Source organism: Kitasatospora sp. NPDC091207 (genome assembly GCF_044768625.1).
GTDB lineage: Bacteria > Actinomycetota > Actinomycetes > Streptomycetales > Streptomycetaceae > Kitasatospora.
In genome coordinates, this window is sequence record NZ_JBIVVS010000009.1 from 170,377 (window position 1) to 185,571 (window position 15,195).

Here is a 15,195-nt window from a genome sequence, read left to right on the forward strand (position 1 = left end):
CCGCACATTGCGCCATCAGAGCATCGCGTGACGGACGCCGCATTTCGGACGAGCGCGCTAGTGACCGCGGACGCGCCGCCGCGCCGACACCACCGCAGCCCGGACGACCCGGGCCGTCCGCCTGCGCCCGCGTCCGCCCACCGCCGTCGAACCGCCCAGCGCGGTGGCACCCGGACGGGTGAACGCGAGCGGCACGGGGACGGCCTCGGCGGCCGCCGGACGGGGGTGCGCCCGCCTGCTCCGGGCCCGGCCCGCGGCCCAGAGTGCCAGCACGCCGCACAGCGCGAGCGTCGCCCAACCGGCCGGGCCCAGCACGTGGTCGGCCTGCCGGATCGCGTGCGGCACCACCCCCGTCGCCGGCGCCTCGGCGGACGCGGACGCGACCGGCTCCTCCACCAGGTGGCCGACCGGCTCCACCCGGCCGGCCGCGGCGAAGCCCCAGTCGAGCAGGCTCGCCGCCTCGTCGTACACCTTGCTCTGCGACTCCGGGTGCATCACCGTCACCAGCAGCGTGCGGCCGCCGCGTTCGGCGGCCCCGGTGAAGGTGGCCCCGGCGCCGGTGGTGTAGCCGTTCTTCACCCCGATCAGGCCCTGGTACCTGCCGAGCAGCTTGTCGGTGTTGGCGATGTCGAAGGCGGTGCGCTGCCCGGTGGTCTTGTCCACCCCGCCCGGGAAGCGCGCGGTGCGGGTGGAGCAGTAGGCGCGGAAGTCCTTGTTGCGCAGCCCGGCCCGGGCGAACAGCGTGAGGTCGTAGGCCGAGGAGACCTGTCCCTCCTGGTCGTAGCCCTCCGGGGTGACCACGTGGGTGTCCCTGGCCTGCAGGGCCAGCGCGCGGGCCTGCATCTGGGCCACGGTCTGCGGGAGGCCGCCGTTCATGTGCGCCAGGACGTGCACCGCGTCGTTGCCGGAGCTGAGGAAGACGCCCCGCCAGAGGTCCTCCACCCGGTACGGCAGGTTCTCCTTGATGCCGACCAGACTGCTGCCCGCGCCCAGCTCGGCCAGCTCGGCCGGGGCGACCTTGTGTTCCAGCGAGCGGTCCAGCTTGGGCAGGACGGTGTCCGCGAACAGCATCTTCAGCGTGCTCGCGGGCGGCAGCGGCACATGCGCGTTGCGCGCGGCCAGGACGTCGCCGGTGGTCGCGTCGGCGACCAGCCAGGAGCGCCCGGTGAGTTCGGCCGGCAGGGCGGGCGCCCCGGCCAGCGGCGCCACCTGGACGGCGGACCGGCCCAGGCGCTCCCCGCCGACCACGGCGGCCGCGTCCTGCGCGACGGCCGCGGGCGTCGCCGCGGTGAGTACCAGCACGGCGACGGCACCGGCCGCGGCCGTTCCTCTGACGTGGTGTGACCTCTGCACACCGCGAACGTACCCGCGCCGCGGCCGGGGCGCCGCGCGCGCTGCTCCGTCCGGGCCCCAGCCGGGGCGGTCGGTCCGGCCGACCGCCCCGGACGCGGCGGACCCGCCGGTGCGGGGTGCTCCGGCGGGTCCGGCATCGCTCCCGGGTGGGCCCGGGGTCGCGGCTAACAGTCGTCGTAGTCCCGCTTGTTGGTCAGGGCCACGGTGACGCAGTCATCGGCGTCGACCGTGTAGGGGCCGGTCACCGGGTCGTGCGGGAGGTGGTAGCCGGTGGGCGCGGCGGTCTCCCGCAGGTAGTACCGGCCGCTCGGCAGATGGGTGAAGGCACAGCCGCCCTCGGCCGTGGTGGTGCAGTCCGCACCCGTGCGGGTGTCCGGGTTCGTCCCGCCGGTCTGCAGGCCGGGGACGTCGTTGGTCTCCCGCCAGAGCTGGAACGTCGCCCCGCCCAGCGGCTTGCCGGTCTTGGCGTCCCGCTTGGTCAGGTGGATCGAGCCGTCCCCCGGCGGCTTCGGCGACGGGCAGTCACGGGCCGTCACCTGGATGCCGGTGGTGGCGTTCTGGGGGGTGAGGGTGAGGGGGCCGAAGACGGGGTTGGTGGGGAGGTCGTAGCCGGTGGGTGGGGTGGTTTCGCGCCAGTAGTAGGTGCCGGTGTCGACGGTGCGTCGGCAGATGCCGTTGGTGGGGGTGGTGCAGGTGGTGCCGAGTCGGGTGTCGGGGTTGGTGCCGGTGGTCTGGAGGCCGGGGACGGTGTTGGTCTCCTGCCAGAGTTCGAAGACGGCGCCGGCGAGGGGTGTGCCGGTGGTGGCGTCGGTCTTCAGGACGCGGACCTCACCGGTGACCGGCGGGGTGCCGCAGGTGGGGAGGTCGCCGTTGAACGGGTAGGAGTGGAACTCCTGGCCGCCGCCCCCCGTGGCGAGACTGGTGTGGATGAGCGAGCCCGTGGTGAAGAACCGGCCGTTGATGCCCGCGAGGGTGACCGTGGCGGCCGAGGCCTGCTCGCCGATCAGGAAGCTGCCCTGGAACTGGCCGGTCCCGGCCAGGGTGACGGCGGTGGCGTCGGGGAAGTTCCACAGCAGGTGGTCGCGGTAGGCGTTGAGCGGGTCGTCGCTGTCGTTGATGCCGCCGCTGTAGGTGTTCAGCGTCCGGGCCGCGCCGAGGACGTTGACCAGGATCGTCGCGCCCGAGGGGATGTTCGCGAAGACGATGCCCTGCTGGCCGCCGGTCGGCCCGGTCAGGTCGAAGTCGGCGTTGAACACCTGGAGCGCCGAGCTGCCGTCGCCGGTGAAGAGCGTCTGGCCGCCCTGGTTCACCGCTGTGCCGGTCGGGGTCCGGGGCGTGCCGCCGACCCGGGCGTAGCAGTCGGACGCGGCGGTGAGTCGGTCGCGCAGGCCGCTGTAGGGCTGGACGGCGTTGGGGTCCGTGACCAGCGTTCCGGTCACCGTCCCGGTGACCGTGCCGGCGTGCCGGACCACGCCGCCCTCGGCGACCAGGCTCTGGCCGGGGGCGATGGTGATGCCGCCGCCGGTGGTCAGGAAGTCGGCGCCGTCCGGCGGGGGGACCCGGGAGCCGACGCCCGCGATGCCGACGTTGTAGATGGAGCTGACCCCGGCCTCCTTGGCCTGGGTGAAGCTGTCGAGGACGACCACGCGGCCCTCGGCCTCGGCGGCGCGACCGGTGACCCGGAACGTGTCACCGACGAAGATGTTGATCCCGTTGTCGCGTCCGGCGAACGGGCCGTTGCCGATCGAGCTCGGGTAGGGGTCCGGGCAGCTGCCCGGCACGCACGGACCGAGGCCGCCGGGCAGCGGCGCCGCGACGGCGGGGACGGTCCCGGGGCCGAGGGCGAGGACCGGGACGAGGGCCGAGATCACGGTGCAGGGGAGGGCCAGGGCGCCGGCCCGTCGCCGGACACGGGTGAGCAGTCGGTTGAAGGAAGCCATAGTCGAAGCGTCCGGCAGCTTGTGCGAACAGGTCACCGGTGGACCGCCCGCCTACGCTGATGCGGTGACCGGGCGTACCCGCTCAGACCAACCGTCACCTGGGCGGCGGACAGCGGTGGCTGTGCCGCCGGGGGTGGTCGGCCGGGCCCGCGGGACGCCGGGCCCTACGGCCGCTCCGCCCGGGCGACCGCCGTCCCGACGCCGTCGAGCAGGACGGCGAGGCCGGTACGGAAGGCCTCCCGGGTCTGCTCCTCCAGGTAGCCGCCGCCCTCGCCGGGCTCGGGCCCGCCGCCGCTCTCCAGGGCGGTCAGCAGCGGAAACCGCTCCGCGAAGTCCGGCGCGAGCGTCGCGAGTTGGGTCGACCTGGCGTACCACCAGTCCTCGTCGGCGACACCGGTGTCCGTCGCCGCGGCGCGCGCCTCGGCGGCGGTCCGGGCCATCCCGCGGACCAGCTGCCAGAGCGCGGCGACCACGCCGCGCAGCTGCCGGGGCGGCAGGCCCGCGCCGTCCAGGACGCGCAGGACCGCCTCCATCGCGCCCAGCTCGGCCGGGCCCAGCACCGGCCGGGCCTGGGAGATCTGCAGCACCCAGGGGTGGCGCAGGTAGCAGGTGAAGGCCTCCTCGGCCCAGGCGGTGGTGGCGGCCCGCCAGCCGGCGGCGGGGTCGTGGCCGGTGGGCAGCTCGGCGAGCACCCGGTCGTGCATCAGGTCGAGCAGCTCGGCCTTGCCCGGTACGTAGGTGTACAGGGCCATCGCGGTGCGGCCCAGCCGTTCGCCGACCGCGCGCATCGAGAGGGCGGCCATCCCCTCGGCATCGGCGACGGCGATCCCGGCCGCCACGATCGCGTCCACGGTCAGGGCGGGTTTGGGGCCGCTGCGCCCGGTGCGCGGCTCCGGCGCCCCCCGCCAGAGCAGGGACATCGAGCGGTGGGCATCGCCCTGGCCGGCGAAGACGGTCACGGGAGTAACTCCTTATGCTGTAAAGTATCCTCGTCGAGGTAATTCCTTATGGCGTAAGGTTATCAGTGGAGCCGAAACCGGAGGGTCCGACGGTGGCATTGCCCGTCACGTACATCCAGGTCATCGCGGTCGAGCGGGTCACCCCGCGGACGGCCCGCATCACCTTCGAGGCCGACCGGCTCGACGAGAGCGTCGGCCGAACCCCCGACCAGCAGGTCAAGCTCTGCTTCCCCCGGCCCGGTCAGGCGGAGCCGGTCCTGCCGGGAGGCAGTGACGATCCGACGGGCTGGTACCAGGCCTATCTGGCCGTCCCGGAGGACGAGCGGCCGTGGATGCGCGGCTTCACCGTCCGCCGCCGGCGGCCCGGCGGCCGGGAGCTGGAGATCGACTTCGTGCTGCACGGCGACAGCGGACCGGCGAGCGCCTGGGCGGACCGCGCCCGGCCCGGGGACCGGCTGGGCATGGTCGGCCCCTCCGAGCTCTACGCCCGGCCGGTCCCGCTGGCCGCCGCCGTCGCGGGGGCCGACTGGGTCCTGCTGGCCGGGGACGAGACGGCGTTGCCCGCGATCGCCACGCTGCTGGAGGTGCTTCCCGCCGGTACCCGGGCGGTCGTGTTCGCCGAAGTGGCCGACGTGGCGGAGCGGCAGTCGCTGGCCACCCGTGCCGATCTGACGGTGCACTGGCTGGACCGCGACGGCGCCACTCCCGGCGGGCCGCTGGTCGAGGCGGTCCGCGCCGCCGACCTGCCCGGCGGTGCGCCCTTCGCCTGGCTGGCCGGTGAGGCGTCGGCGGTCCGGGCGCTGCGGCGTCATCTGGTGGGGGAGCGGGGGCTGGCCAAGGCGTCGGTGGAGTTCGGCGGGTACTGGCGTCATCGGCTCACCCAGGACGACGCGCCCACCGCCGAGGATCTCGCCGACGCGCGGGAGAAACTCGAACAAATCGGATGACATAGCGGACACCTCCGCCGGGGCGGGAACGCGGTGGTTCCCGGCGTGTTCCACTGGGCACAGTGGATAGCGACCGATCGGACGTCAATTCGTCCTGACGGCGGTCCCGGAACGGTATGAGGAGCAGGGGTGGACGACGTGACCAGGCACAGCGGCGAGGCGCTCGACGGCACCGGGCGGGGCGGCACCGGGCGGGAGGGCGTCGAGCAGGACGCCGGCCGTGAGGAAGGAGGCCTCGGGTACCGCGACATCAAGCACCGCGACATCGAGGTGAACGGCGTCCGGCTCCACCTGGCCGAGCAGGGGGAGGGTCCGCTGGTCCTGTTGCTGCACGGCTTCCCGGAGAGCTGGTACTCCTGGCGGCACCAGTTCGCGCCGCTGGCCGCGGCCGGCTACCGCGTGGTCGCCCCCGACCAGCGCGGCTACGCCCGCAGTGAGCAGCCGGCCGCCGTGGACGCCTACACCCTGCTCCACCTGGTCGGCGACGTCACGGCCCTGATCGCCGCGCTCGGGGGAGGGCCGGCGGTGGTGGTCGGCCACGACTGGGGCGCGCCGGTCGCCTGGTCGACCGCCGCGCTCCGTCCCGACCTGGTGCGCGGTGTCGCCGGGCTGAGCGTCCCGCCGCTGCCGGTCTCCGGGCTGCCGCCGCTGGCGCAGTCCCGGGAGCGGTTCGGCGAGGGCTTCTACCAGAACTACTTCCAGCGGCCCGGGGTCGCCGACGCCGAACTCGCCCGGGACCCGGGCTCCACCTTCCGTCGCATCCTGTTCAGCGGCTCCGGCGACCGCCCCGGCGCCGACCGGCCGAGGGCCTGGGTCGTCCCGGAGGGACAGACCCTGCTGGACACCGTCCCCGACCCGGAGAAGCTGCCCGACTGGCTCACCGAGGACGACATCGCGGCCTTCGCCGCCGACTACGCGGGGCACGGCGAGCGGGCCTTCACCGGTCCGCTCAACTGGTACCGCAACATCGACCGCAACAACGAGCTGCTCACCGCCTTCGCCGGGCGGGGCATCGAGGTGCCCGCGCTCTACGTGGCGGGGGACCGGGACATGGTGTCGGCGCTGATCGGCCCGGACGCGCTGCGCCTGCTGCTGGAGCACCTCACCCCCCGGCTGTACCGCCACGTCGCGCTCCCCTGGGCGGGGCACTGGACGCAGCAGGAGCGGCCGGCCGAGGTCAACGCCGCCCTGCTCGACTTCCTGCGCCACCTGGACGGCTGAGCCCGGCCGGGCCCGCGGCGGATCGTCAGACCGGGAGCAGCCGGGCGATCAGCTCGCCCAGCCTGCGGGCGTCGCGGCAGGCGTGCATCTCCACCACCTCCGCGTAGGCGCGCGCGGCGGAGTCGCCCTCGCCCCACCGCGAGGGCGACTCCGGGTTGAGCCAGTACACCCGCCGGGCCCGCCCGGCGATCCGGTGCAGGGCGGGCAGGTTCGGGTCGCGGTGGTTGTTCCGGGCGTCGCCGAGGATCAGCACACTGGTGCGCGGGCCGACCGCGGCCAGGTGCCGTTCGGCGAACTCGCCGAGCGCGGAGCCGTAGTCGCTGTTGCCGTGATGGCCCATCACCTTGGCCTCGGTGAGGATGCGCCGGGCCAGCCCGGCCGGGTCGGCCCCGCTGCCGGCCAGCAGCTCGGTGACCTCGGCGGTGCGGTTGACGAAGGCGAACGCCCGGACCTTGCTGAACTGCTCGCTCATCGCCCGGACCAGCAGCATGGTGAAGTCGGCGAAGCCGGCCACCGAGCCGGAGATGTCGCAGAGCAGCACGATCTCCGGCCGGGCGGGCCGGCGCAGCCGGTGGGCGGGGCGCAGCGGGACGCCCCCGGTGGACAGCGAGCGGCGCAGGGTGCGGCGCAGGTCGAGCTGCCCGCGGGCCGCGCGCCGCCGCCGGGCGGCCAGCCGGGTGGCCAGCTTCCGGGCCAACGGGTGGACGGTGCGGCGCAGTTCGGTGAGCTGGTCACGGCCGGCCGCGAGGAAGTCGATCCGGTCGGCGCTGGGCGCGACGGCACGCTCGGCGATCCGCTCGGTGCCGCGCACCTCGGCCACCCGGCGGCGGGCCTCGGTGCCGACCATGGCGCGGAAGTCCTGGACGCGGCGGCGGATCTCGTCGGCGAGGAGGCGGTCGGAGACGTCGGACGGGGTGTCCGGGGCGGTGCCCGCGCGCAGCGCCGCCAGGACGCGGGCCAGCAGGGTCTCGGGCGCGAGCCGGCCGAGCGTCTGATGGGCGGACCAGCCGTCCGAGCCGGGCACCGAGCCGGCGCCGTACCGGCCGAAGGCGGCCACCGCCTCGCCGGCCAGCCGGGCCTGGGCGGCCCGGTCGTCGGCGGCCAGGGCGGCGGCGAGCCGCTCGCGCAGCGCCTCGCGGAGGGGGTCGGCGAGGTCGCGGCGGGCGTTCCCGGCGGTGGCCCGGGCGTCGTCGGCGTTCTCCGGGCCGTCCTGCGAAAGGCCGCCCCGGGCCGCCTCCGGGGTGCCGACGCCGAGCGGGAAGTACAGGTCGAAGGTGGCGTCGTAGACCGCGCGTTGCCCCTCGGAGCGCAGGAGTGCGGCGGCCAGGCCGGCCCGCAGTTGCTCCCGGTCGGCGAGACCCAGGAGGTCGAGCACGGCCGCCGCGTCGACGGTCTCGGCCGGCCCGGCCCGCAGCCCGTGGCCGCGCAGGGTCCGGACCAGCCCGGTCAGCCGGGCCGCGAGGTCGGCGGGTTCGGCCGTGGCGGGGGGTGCGGTCACGGTTCCGCCCCGGTCGGCGGGGGTGGGGGCGGCGGCGCCGTCCGTCATGCCGGGGTGAGCTTCTGAGTGGCCTTCAGGATGTCGTCCTGGTGCTTGAGGATCACCCCGAGGGTGTCGCGCACCACGGCCTCGTCCAGGGTGTCCGCGCCGAGCGCCAGCAGGGTACGGGCCCAGTCGATGGTCTCGGCCACCGACGGCGCCTTGCGCAGGCCCATCGCCCGCAGCGCGCCGACCACCCGGACCAGCGATTCGGCCAGCGTCGCGTCCAGGCCGGGGACCTTGAGCCGGACGATCCGGCGCTCCAGCTCGGCGTCCGGGTAGTCGAGATGGAGGAAGAGGCAGCGCCGGCGCAGGGCCTCGGAGAGCTCGCGGGTGGCGTTGGAGGTGAGCAGGACGAAGGGGCGCCGGGTCGCGGTGATGGTGCCCAGCTCCGGCACGGTGACCTGGAAGTCGCCGAGCACCTCCAGCAGCAGTGCCTCGACCTCGACGTCGGCCTTGTCCATCTCGTCGATCAGCAGCACGGTCGGCTCGTCCCCGCGGATGGCGGTCAGCAGGGGCCGGGTCAGCAGGAACTCCTCGCCGAAGATGTCGGTGCGGGCCTGGTCCCAGCCCTCGTCCCGGCCGGCGGTGATCCGCAGCAGCTGCTTGGCGTGGTTCCACTCGTAGAGCGCCCGGGCCTCGTCGATGCCCTCGTAGCACTGCAGCCGGACCAGCCGGGCCCGGTTGATCCCGGCCACCGCCTTGGCGAGTTCGGTCTTGCCCACCCCGGCCGGTCCCTCGACGAGCAGCGGCTTGCCCAGCCGGTCGGCGAGGAAGACGGTGGTGGCCACCGCGGTGGAGGCCAGGTAGCCGGTTTCGGCCAGCTGGGCGGCGGCGTGCGCCGCCGACTCGAAGAACCCCGTGCCGTCGCCGCGCATGCGCCCCACTTCCGTCGGTCCGTCCGTGCCAGCAGCACCCTACCGGCGAGTCACTTCGCTGTCCCGGCCTGCGTCGGAGGCTGGGCCGGGGCTCCGGGTGAGGCGAGTGAGGAGTGTTGGTGTCGCGGATTGTCAAATGGTTTTCCGACGACCCGTCACACGCTCCGTCGATGCTCCGTGACCGAATCAGGGGTGGTAATCCAGCCAGCCGGTAGGTATTCGGACGAACTGAAGTGATAGATCAAATTCCGCTTAATTCGAACTAGGATCCTCGCGGTGCCATGACAACTGTTGTGGCACGAAGGGGCCTTGATGGCCCGGGGGAACGTGAGGGGATATGACCTACACGACATCAGGGGCGGGGACGTCGCAGCGGCGACGGTTGCGCGCGAGGATCTCAGCGCTCACCGCGCTCGCGCTGGCGGCCACCATGGCCGGAACGACGATCGCCCAGGCGCTGCCGGCCGATGTCGGCCCGGCGCCACTGCCCGCCGACGCGAGGGGCCGGGTCGTCGAGGCCTGGGAGCTCGGCGGCACGGCGACCAAGGACGCGGCCGAGAAGGCCATGCTCGGGTCCGACGCCGACATCACCAACTTCCTGGCCAAGACGCTGGACCGCGCCTCGGCCGAGGACGAGCGCTTCACCATCCTGAAGATGCTCAGCTCGACCGGCCAGGGCGTGCGGGACGCCGCCTCCAAGGCGCTGAGCGGCACGGACGCGGACGTCCACGCGTTCATGCTGTCCGGCTGGCAGAACCCGATGAACGACGACCGCCGGGTGGCGGTCCTGGGCATCATCAACAACAGCGACTCCGGCGTTCGGGCGGCCGGGACCAAGGCGCTCAACGACGGCACCGCCAAGGCGCTGGACGACTTCCTGACCACCGGTCGGGCCCGGGCCCAGGCCGAGGACGACCGCGTCGCCGTCCTCACCATGCTCGGCCAGAACCCCGGCCCGGAGTTCGTCAAGCAGGCCAACCGCGCGCTCAGCGGGACGCCCGAGGACCTCAGCGCCTTCCTGGAGACCGGCCAGTACCTGGCCCGTACCCGGGACCAGGAGACGCTGTCGATCTCGCAGCTCGCCCAGGCCGCCACCGAGGCGGGCAAGCGGGCCAAGGTCGAGACCGACGCGGCCAAGGAGGCCGGCGCCCGCGCCGAGAAGGCCGCCGCCGAGGCCAAGAAGGCCGCCCAGACCGCCGCCGCCGAGGCCGCCGCGGCCAAGGACGACGTCGAGAAGGCGGGCGCCGCGGCCAACCGCGCCGCCCAGGCCGCCGAGGGCGCGGCCGCCGCCGCGCGCACCGCGATCGACGCCTCGAACGCGGCGGTGTCCGCCGCCCGTACGGCCGCCAACGCCGCCCGCTCGGCGGCCTCGGCCGCCGCCGCGGCCGGTCAGGCCGCCGCCCGCGCCTACAACGCCGCGGCCTCCGCCGCAGGCAATGCGGCCGAGGCCGGTGCCGCCCGCGCGGCCGCCCAGTCGGCGCGTGACGCCGCCCGCGGCGCCCGTGACGCGGCCTCCGCCGCTGCGTCCGCCGCCGATGCCAGCGCCCAGGCGGGCCGGTCCGGTTCGGCCGCCGCCCGCGCGGCCCGTGACGCCGCGTCCGCCGCCGAGGCCAGCGCCCAGGCCAGCGGTTCGGCCGGTCAGGCCAGCACCCAGGCGGCCCGGGCCCGGGCCGCCGCGGACGCCGCCCGCAGCGCGGCCAACTCGGCCACCGCCGCCGCCGGCCGGGCCGAGAGCCTGGCCGCCTCGGCGGCCGCGGCCGCCAACGAGGCGAACGTGCGGGCCAACAGCGCCGCCGACCACGCCGAGAAGGCCGCGAAGGCGGCCGAGGACGCGGCCAACGCCGCGGGCCAGGCCCAGGACTGGGCCAACCAGGCGACCGCCCACGCGAACGCCGCGATCGAGGCGGCCAAGACCGCCAGCGACGCGGTCACGCAGGCCCAGAACATCGAGAAGCTGGCCCGCGAGGCCGAGGCGGCGAAGCTGGAGGCCGACAAGCAGCTGGGCATCGAGGAGGCCGCCGCCCTCACCAAGGTGGACCAGGCCGACCAGGCCCGGGCCTCCAAGGCGCAGACCGAGGCCGGCACGCAGGACGCCGAGACCAAGGACCTGGTCCGGAAGGCCGCCACGGTGACGGACGTCGCCGCCGCGGCCGGCTTCGGCCGCAAGGCCGCGGTCAACCTGCTGAAGGCCTCCGGCTCCTGGACCCGGGACGCAGCGCAGAGCGCGCTGTCGGGCACCGACCAGGCCGTGGTGGCGTGGGCGAAGTCCGACTACCCGCGCAGCCTGCGGCTGGACGACCGTGACAAGATCGTCTACGTCGCCTCGATCGCCGACTCCAAGGTGTCGGCCGCCGCGCAGAAGACCCTGGAGAGCACCGACCCGACGGCGGTGGAGAAGTTCCTCACCGGTGGCGCGCTGGACGTGCAGGCCGAGGACTTCCGGGTCCAGATCCTCACCCTGATGAACGCCGGCGGCACGGCCGTCAAGCGCGAGGGCACGGCCGCGTTGAACGACGGCAGTGTGAAGGCGCTGGCGGGCTTCCTCACCGGGCGGTACGAGAACGCCGTGGCCGAGGACGACCGGGTGGCCGTCCTGACGGCGGTCAACAACGGCGGTCCGAACGTCAAGGCCGCCGGTACGGTCGCGCTGGCCGGTCCGGCCTGGATGCAGCACGACTTCGTGACGACCGTCCAGTACAAGGCGGCCCAGCTGGACCAGGACACCGACACCCACGTGTCCTCCGTCCTGACCATGATCGCCAACGCGGCGAAGGAGGCGGCCACCGCGAACCAGAACGCCCAGCTGGCGTTCGAGGTCGCGGCCAACGCGCGCAACGCCGCGCAGGAGGCACAGGACTGGGCGGACAAGGCCAATGCCTCGGCCCAGGAGGCCGAAGGCTACAAGGCCGACGCGCGCGCCAAGGCCGACGCGGCCAACGCCTCGGCGGCCGCCGCCGCGCAGTCCGCGCAGACGGCGAAGAACGCCGCGGCGACCGCCCAGACGGCCAACCGCGAGGCCAACTACTCGGCCAACCAGGCGAGCGCGTCGGCGAAGCAGGCCCTCGGCTCGGCGGCGAGCGCGCAGTCCTCGGCCGCCCAGGCGGCCGCGAGCGCGAGCGCGGCGGGCAAGGACGCGGCCGCCGCCTCCCAGGCGGCCAGCGAGGCGCACTCCATCGCCGCCCAGAAGCGGGAGCAGGAGCAGGCCGCCGCGGCTGCCGCTGCCGCCGCCCAGGCGAAGGCGAACGAGACCAACCACGTGAACCCGGCCAACACCACGGCCAACGACGGGGTGCCCAACCCGGCGACCCCGGCCGCGAACGGCGCGCCGGGTACCGACCCCAAGCAGGGCGCGCACGACTTCGCCCTGCTGATGGGGCACGTGAGCACCGTGACCGGCTTCCTCGCGGTCGGGTTCTCGCTCTTCCCGCCCACCGCACCGCTCGGGGCGTTCTTCGGCGGGGTCTCCCTGGTGACCGGTGTGGTCAGTGCGGCCGTCTACGGCTGGGCCGACAACTGGAGCGGTCAGAACTTCAAGAACGCCTGCGCGGGTGTCGCGCTCTCGGTCATCGGCGCAGGCGCCGGCAAGGCGATCAAGGAGCTCGACAAGATCGGCGCCGTGGCCGAGACCGGCGTGAAGGCGGCGCGGTCCGTCGCGTCCAGGGCGGCCGAGGCGGGACACAACATCGTCTCGCCGATCGTCGGCCTCTTCACCTGGTGATCTGATCCGGTCCGCGGCATAGGCTGCGGACCGGATCGTCCGTGAATTCGAGCAAGGACTGTGGGGCCCGGGTCCGCCCGGGCCCCACGGCCGGGGCAGGGGATGGGAATGCAACCTTTCGGGCTCGGCGCGGTGGCGTGGTGGCTGATCGCGGTGCTGGTGACGGTGACGTTCCTGGTGCTGCTGGTGCCGTGGATGCCCACCCGGTCGCTGAAGATCCAGGCGTCCGTGACGCCGTTCGCCATGGCGCTCTTCGGCGGGCTGGCGTATCTGGCGAAGCACTACTCGCCCGAGGCCGTACTGGCGATGTACTCGCTCACGGTCCTGGTGTTCCCGGTCGGCATGATGGGACACCGCAAGGAGACGGCGCGGCGATTGCTGGACCGGGAGCAGAACGGCGCGACGGCGGAGAACGAGCCGCCGCGCGCGATGACCGTCCAGATGTGCATCGCCGCGACACTGCTCGGTGGCCTGGCGGTGTGGATCACTCTGTAGTCCGGCTCCGGACGGTGCCGTTCGGACCGGCGGGTCTGTTTCCGTGGATTCACAAGTCGTATACGAACCGTGAATGTGGTGTGACGGCGGGCGGCGAATTGATCTTCCGGAGATCCATCCGCTCGTGATAGCAATGATCCCGGTCGGAGTGCGCGGGGGGTCGAAAGCATCGCCCGACCTGGGTTTCATGCGCACGCCGTGCCCGCATTCCACAGCGAATTGCAGTAATTGACGGCACATTGGGGGCCACATCATGAGTTCCATCACCAAGCTGTTCACCGTCGGCGCGGTTGCGGGCGCGGTCGCGCTGTCCGGCGTCGTGGTCGCCAACGCCGCCACGGCCGCTCCGGCCGCTCCGGCCGCTCCGGCCGGTTCGGCCGTCACGGCCGCCGACGACACCCCGCCGCCGCCGGCCGTCGAGGACTACGCCTACCCGGGCGCCGACCAGATCTTCAAGGACCGCGGCATCAAGCTCACCCGCGGCGACGGTCACATCGTCCTGGTGGCCTGTGGCACCCCGGGCCTGATGGAGGTCAACGCCCGCGGCATGCAGGACATCGACAAGGTCGGCGGCGGCCGCTTCTGCTTCAGGACCACCGGCACCACCGGCTCCCTCAGCCTCGAACTGCCCTCGGTCTACGGCGTCAGCACCAACGACTACGCGGCTCACCTGACCATGGCGGCCGGCACCGAGAGCAAGACCTACGACCTGCCGAAGAACGCCTGGACCGGCGTCGGCGAGATCGGCGACCCGCAGCACCGCCCGTTCACCCTGCTGGAGATCACCACCACCAAGTGACGGCCCCGCCGGCACTCCAGCTCTGCTGACAGGGAGACACATCGTGCTTCGCACCCGTCCGCGCGCCGCGTGGATGACCGGCCTGCTCGCCTCCGCGGCGGTGGTCGGCGGCCTGTTGACCGGCGGCACGGCCAACGCCGTCGTCGGCGACACCGTGCCGAACGGCAACTACACCTTCACCACCAAGCTCGACATCGGCGAGGGCAAGCGCGCCTGCACCGGCGCACTGGTGGACCCGTACTGGGTGCTCACCGCGAGCAGCTGTTTCGCCGACGACCCGGCCCAGCCGCTGGCCCTGGCGGCCGGCGCGCCCAAGCTGAAGACCGTCGCCACGGTCGGGCGCACCGACCTGACCGGCACCGCCGGCCACGTCACCGAGGTCACCGAGCTGGTGCCGCGGGCCGACCGTGACCTGGTGCTGGCCCGGCTGGCCAAGCCCGCCCAGGGCATCCCGACCGTCGGACTCGGCGCCGCTCCGGTGGCCGGGGAGACCCTGACCGCCACCGGTTACGGTCGGACCAAGGACGAGTGGGCCCCGCTCGCCCTGCACACTGCGGCGTTCACCGTGCAGTCGACGACCGCCACCACGGTCGCGCTGGCCGGCAGGACGGCCGGCAAGGACGCGATCTGCAAGGGTGACGCCGGTGGCCCGGCGCTGCGCCAGGCCGGCGGCGCGGTCGAGCTGGCCGCCGTCCACAGCACCTCCTGGCAGGGGGGCTGCTTCGGCAGCACCGAGACCCGCACCGGCGCGCTGGAGACCCGGGTCGACGACCTGGCCGGCTGGCTGCTGAGCACCCGGCTGCACACCGCCTCGGTGAAGAACACCCTCAGCAACCTCTGCGCCTACGTGTCCTGGCGGACCCCGGAGTGGGGCGCACCGGTCACCCAGATCGACTGCGACCGCCAGTACGTCGACCAGGTCTGGGACTTCCAGCAGGTCGCGGGCGGTGGCTACCAGATCCGCAACGTCAACTCCGGCAAGTGCATGCTGGCCTCGTGGCGGACCCCGGAGAACGGCGGTCCGGTCGTCCAGGCCGACTGCGACCCGCAGTACGTCGACCAGGTCTGGAAGCTGGAGAAGGTGGCCACCGGCTACCAGATCCGCAACAGCTACAGCGACCGCTGCCTGGTGGCCTGGTCGGGCGACTCCGCACCGGGCTCCAAGCTGACCCAGTTCGACTGCGTCCCGCAGTACGCGGACCAGGTCTGGGCGCTCTGACGGGCCGACGGCCCGGCTGTCCCCGGGCGTGACCGCCCGCGGGCGTGATCGTCCCGGAGCGTGACGGCGCGGTGCGCCGGGAGCGGCGTGCGGCAGTTTCGACTGCCGCACGCCGCTCTTCGTCGTTTT

The 15,195-nt window shown here is 74.0% G+C and carries 11 protein-coding genes; 6 read left to right on the forward strand and 5 right to left on the reverse strand.

Annotated elements, in window-relative coordinates; genetic code table 11:
• Positions 1-57: 57 nt before the first annotated feature.
• From ACIQTO_RS17780 to ACIQTO_RS17790, 3 genes are all read right to left on the reverse strand, one after another.
• A complete protein-coding gene (locus tag ACIQTO_RS17780; protein ID WP_402388530.1) occupies positions 58-1,353 on the reverse strand; it encodes a D-alanyl-D-alanine carboxypeptidase family protein in 1,296 nt (431 codons plus the stop codon).
• A 164-nt stretch (positions 1,354-1,517) separates the two neighbouring features.
• Positions 1,518-3,293 carry a choice-of-anchor A family protein gene (locus tag ACIQTO_RS17785; protein WP_402388531.1) on the reverse strand — a complete coding sequence of 592 codons (1,776 nt, stop codon included), beginning with the start codon at positions 3,291-3,293 and terminating at the stop codon, positions 1,518-1,520.
• 164 nt (positions 3,294-3,457) lie between these two features.
• Positions 3,458-4,252, reverse strand: coding sequence for a TetR/AcrR family transcriptional regulator C-terminal domain-containing protein (locus ACIQTO_RS17790; RefSeq protein ID WP_402388532.1), 795 nt, complete (start codon positions 4,250-4,252; stop codon positions 3,458-3,460).
• Between the two features lie 92 nt (positions 4,253-4,344).
• On the opposite strand from ACIQTO_RS17790, the gene ACIQTO_RS17795 reads away from it, so the two are divergent.
• On the forward strand, positions 4,345-5,199 hold the full coding sequence (locus ACIQTO_RS17795) for a siderophore-interacting protein (protein ID WP_402388533.1): 855 nt from the start codon (positions 4,345-4,347) through the stop codon (positions 5,197-5,199).
• Between the two features lie 249 nt (positions 5,200-5,448).
• A complete protein-coding gene (locus ACIQTO_RS17800) occupies positions 5,449-6,420 on the forward strand; it encodes an alpha/beta fold hydrolase (protein ID WP_402388644.1) in 972 nt (323 codons plus the stop codon).
• Positions 6,421-6,445: 25 nt separating this feature from the next.
• Here ACIQTO_RS17800 and ACIQTO_RS17805 read toward each other — a convergent pair whose 3' ends face one another.
• Together ACIQTO_RS17805 and ACIQTO_RS17810 are read right to left on the reverse strand one after the other, a co-directional pair.
• Positions 6,446-7,966 carry a VWA domain-containing protein gene (locus tag ACIQTO_RS17805; protein ID WP_402388534.1) on the reverse strand — a complete coding sequence of 507 codons (1,521 nt, stop codon included), beginning with the start codon at positions 7,964-7,966 and terminating at the stop codon, positions 6,446-6,448.
• On the reverse strand, positions 7,963-8,835 hold the full coding sequence (locus ACIQTO_RS17810) for an AAA family ATPase (RefSeq protein WP_402388535.1): 873 nt from the start codon (positions 8,833-8,835) through the stop codon (positions 7,963-7,965). Before ACIQTO_RS17810 ends, ACIQTO_RS17805 begins: the two co-directional genes overlap by 4 nt.
• 382 nt (positions 8,836-9,217) lie before the next feature.
• Between ACIQTO_RS17810 and ACIQTO_RS17815 the strand changes: the two genes are divergently transcribed.
• The 4 genes from ACIQTO_RS17815 to ACIQTO_RS17830 all read left to right on the forward strand — a co-directional run bounded on the left by ACIQTO_RS17815 (position 9,218) and on the right by ACIQTO_RS17830 (position 15,066).
• Positions 9,218-12,553, forward strand: coding sequence for an ALF repeat-containing protein (locus ACIQTO_RS17815; protein WP_402388536.1), 3,336 nt, complete (start codon positions 9,218-9,220; stop codon positions 12,551-12,553).
• A 108-nt stretch (positions 12,554-12,661) separates the two neighbouring features.
• Positions 12,662-13,048, forward strand: coding sequence for a hypothetical protein (locus ACIQTO_RS17820; protein ID WP_402388537.1), 387 nt, complete (start codon positions 12,662-12,664; stop codon positions 13,046-13,048).
• A gap of 253 nt (positions 13,049-13,301) precedes the next feature.
• Positions 13,302-13,847, forward strand: coding sequence for a hypothetical protein (locus ACIQTO_RS17825; RefSeq protein WP_402388538.1), 546 nt, complete (start codon positions 13,302-13,304; stop codon positions 13,845-13,847).
• A 43-nt stretch (positions 13,848-13,890) separates the two neighbouring features.
• Positions 13,891-15,066: a trypsin-like serine protease gene (locus tag ACIQTO_RS17830; protein WP_402388539.1), complete on the forward strand. Its 1,176-nt coding sequence runs from the start codon at positions 13,891-13,893 to the stop codon at positions 15,064-15,066.
• The last annotated feature ends 129 nt before the right edge of the window (positions 15,067-15,195 follow it).

Bases quoted from the DNA above. Each gene is read 5' to 3' on its own strand.
- ACIQTO_RS17785 (WP_402388531.1), bottom strand. From the start codon at position 3,293: ATGGCTTCCTTCAACCGACTGCTCACCCGTGTCCGGCGACGGGCCGGC.
- ACIQTO_RS17805 (WP_402388534.1), bottom strand. From the start codon at position 7,966: ATGACGGACGGCGCCGCCGCCCCCACCCCCGCCGACCGGGGCGGAACC.
- ACIQTO_RS17810 (WP_402388535.1), bottom strand. From the start codon at position 8,835: ATGCGCGGCGACGGCACGGGGTTCTTCGAGTCGGCGGCGCACGCCGCC.
- ACIQTO_RS17820 (WP_402388537.1), top strand. From the start codon at position 12,662: ATGCAACCTTTCGGGCTCGGCGCGGTGGCGTGGTGGCTGATCGCGGTG.
- ACIQTO_RS17825 (WP_402388538.1), top strand. From the start codon at position 13,302: ATGAGTTCCATCACCAAGCTGTTCACCGTCGGCGCGGTTGCGGGCGCG.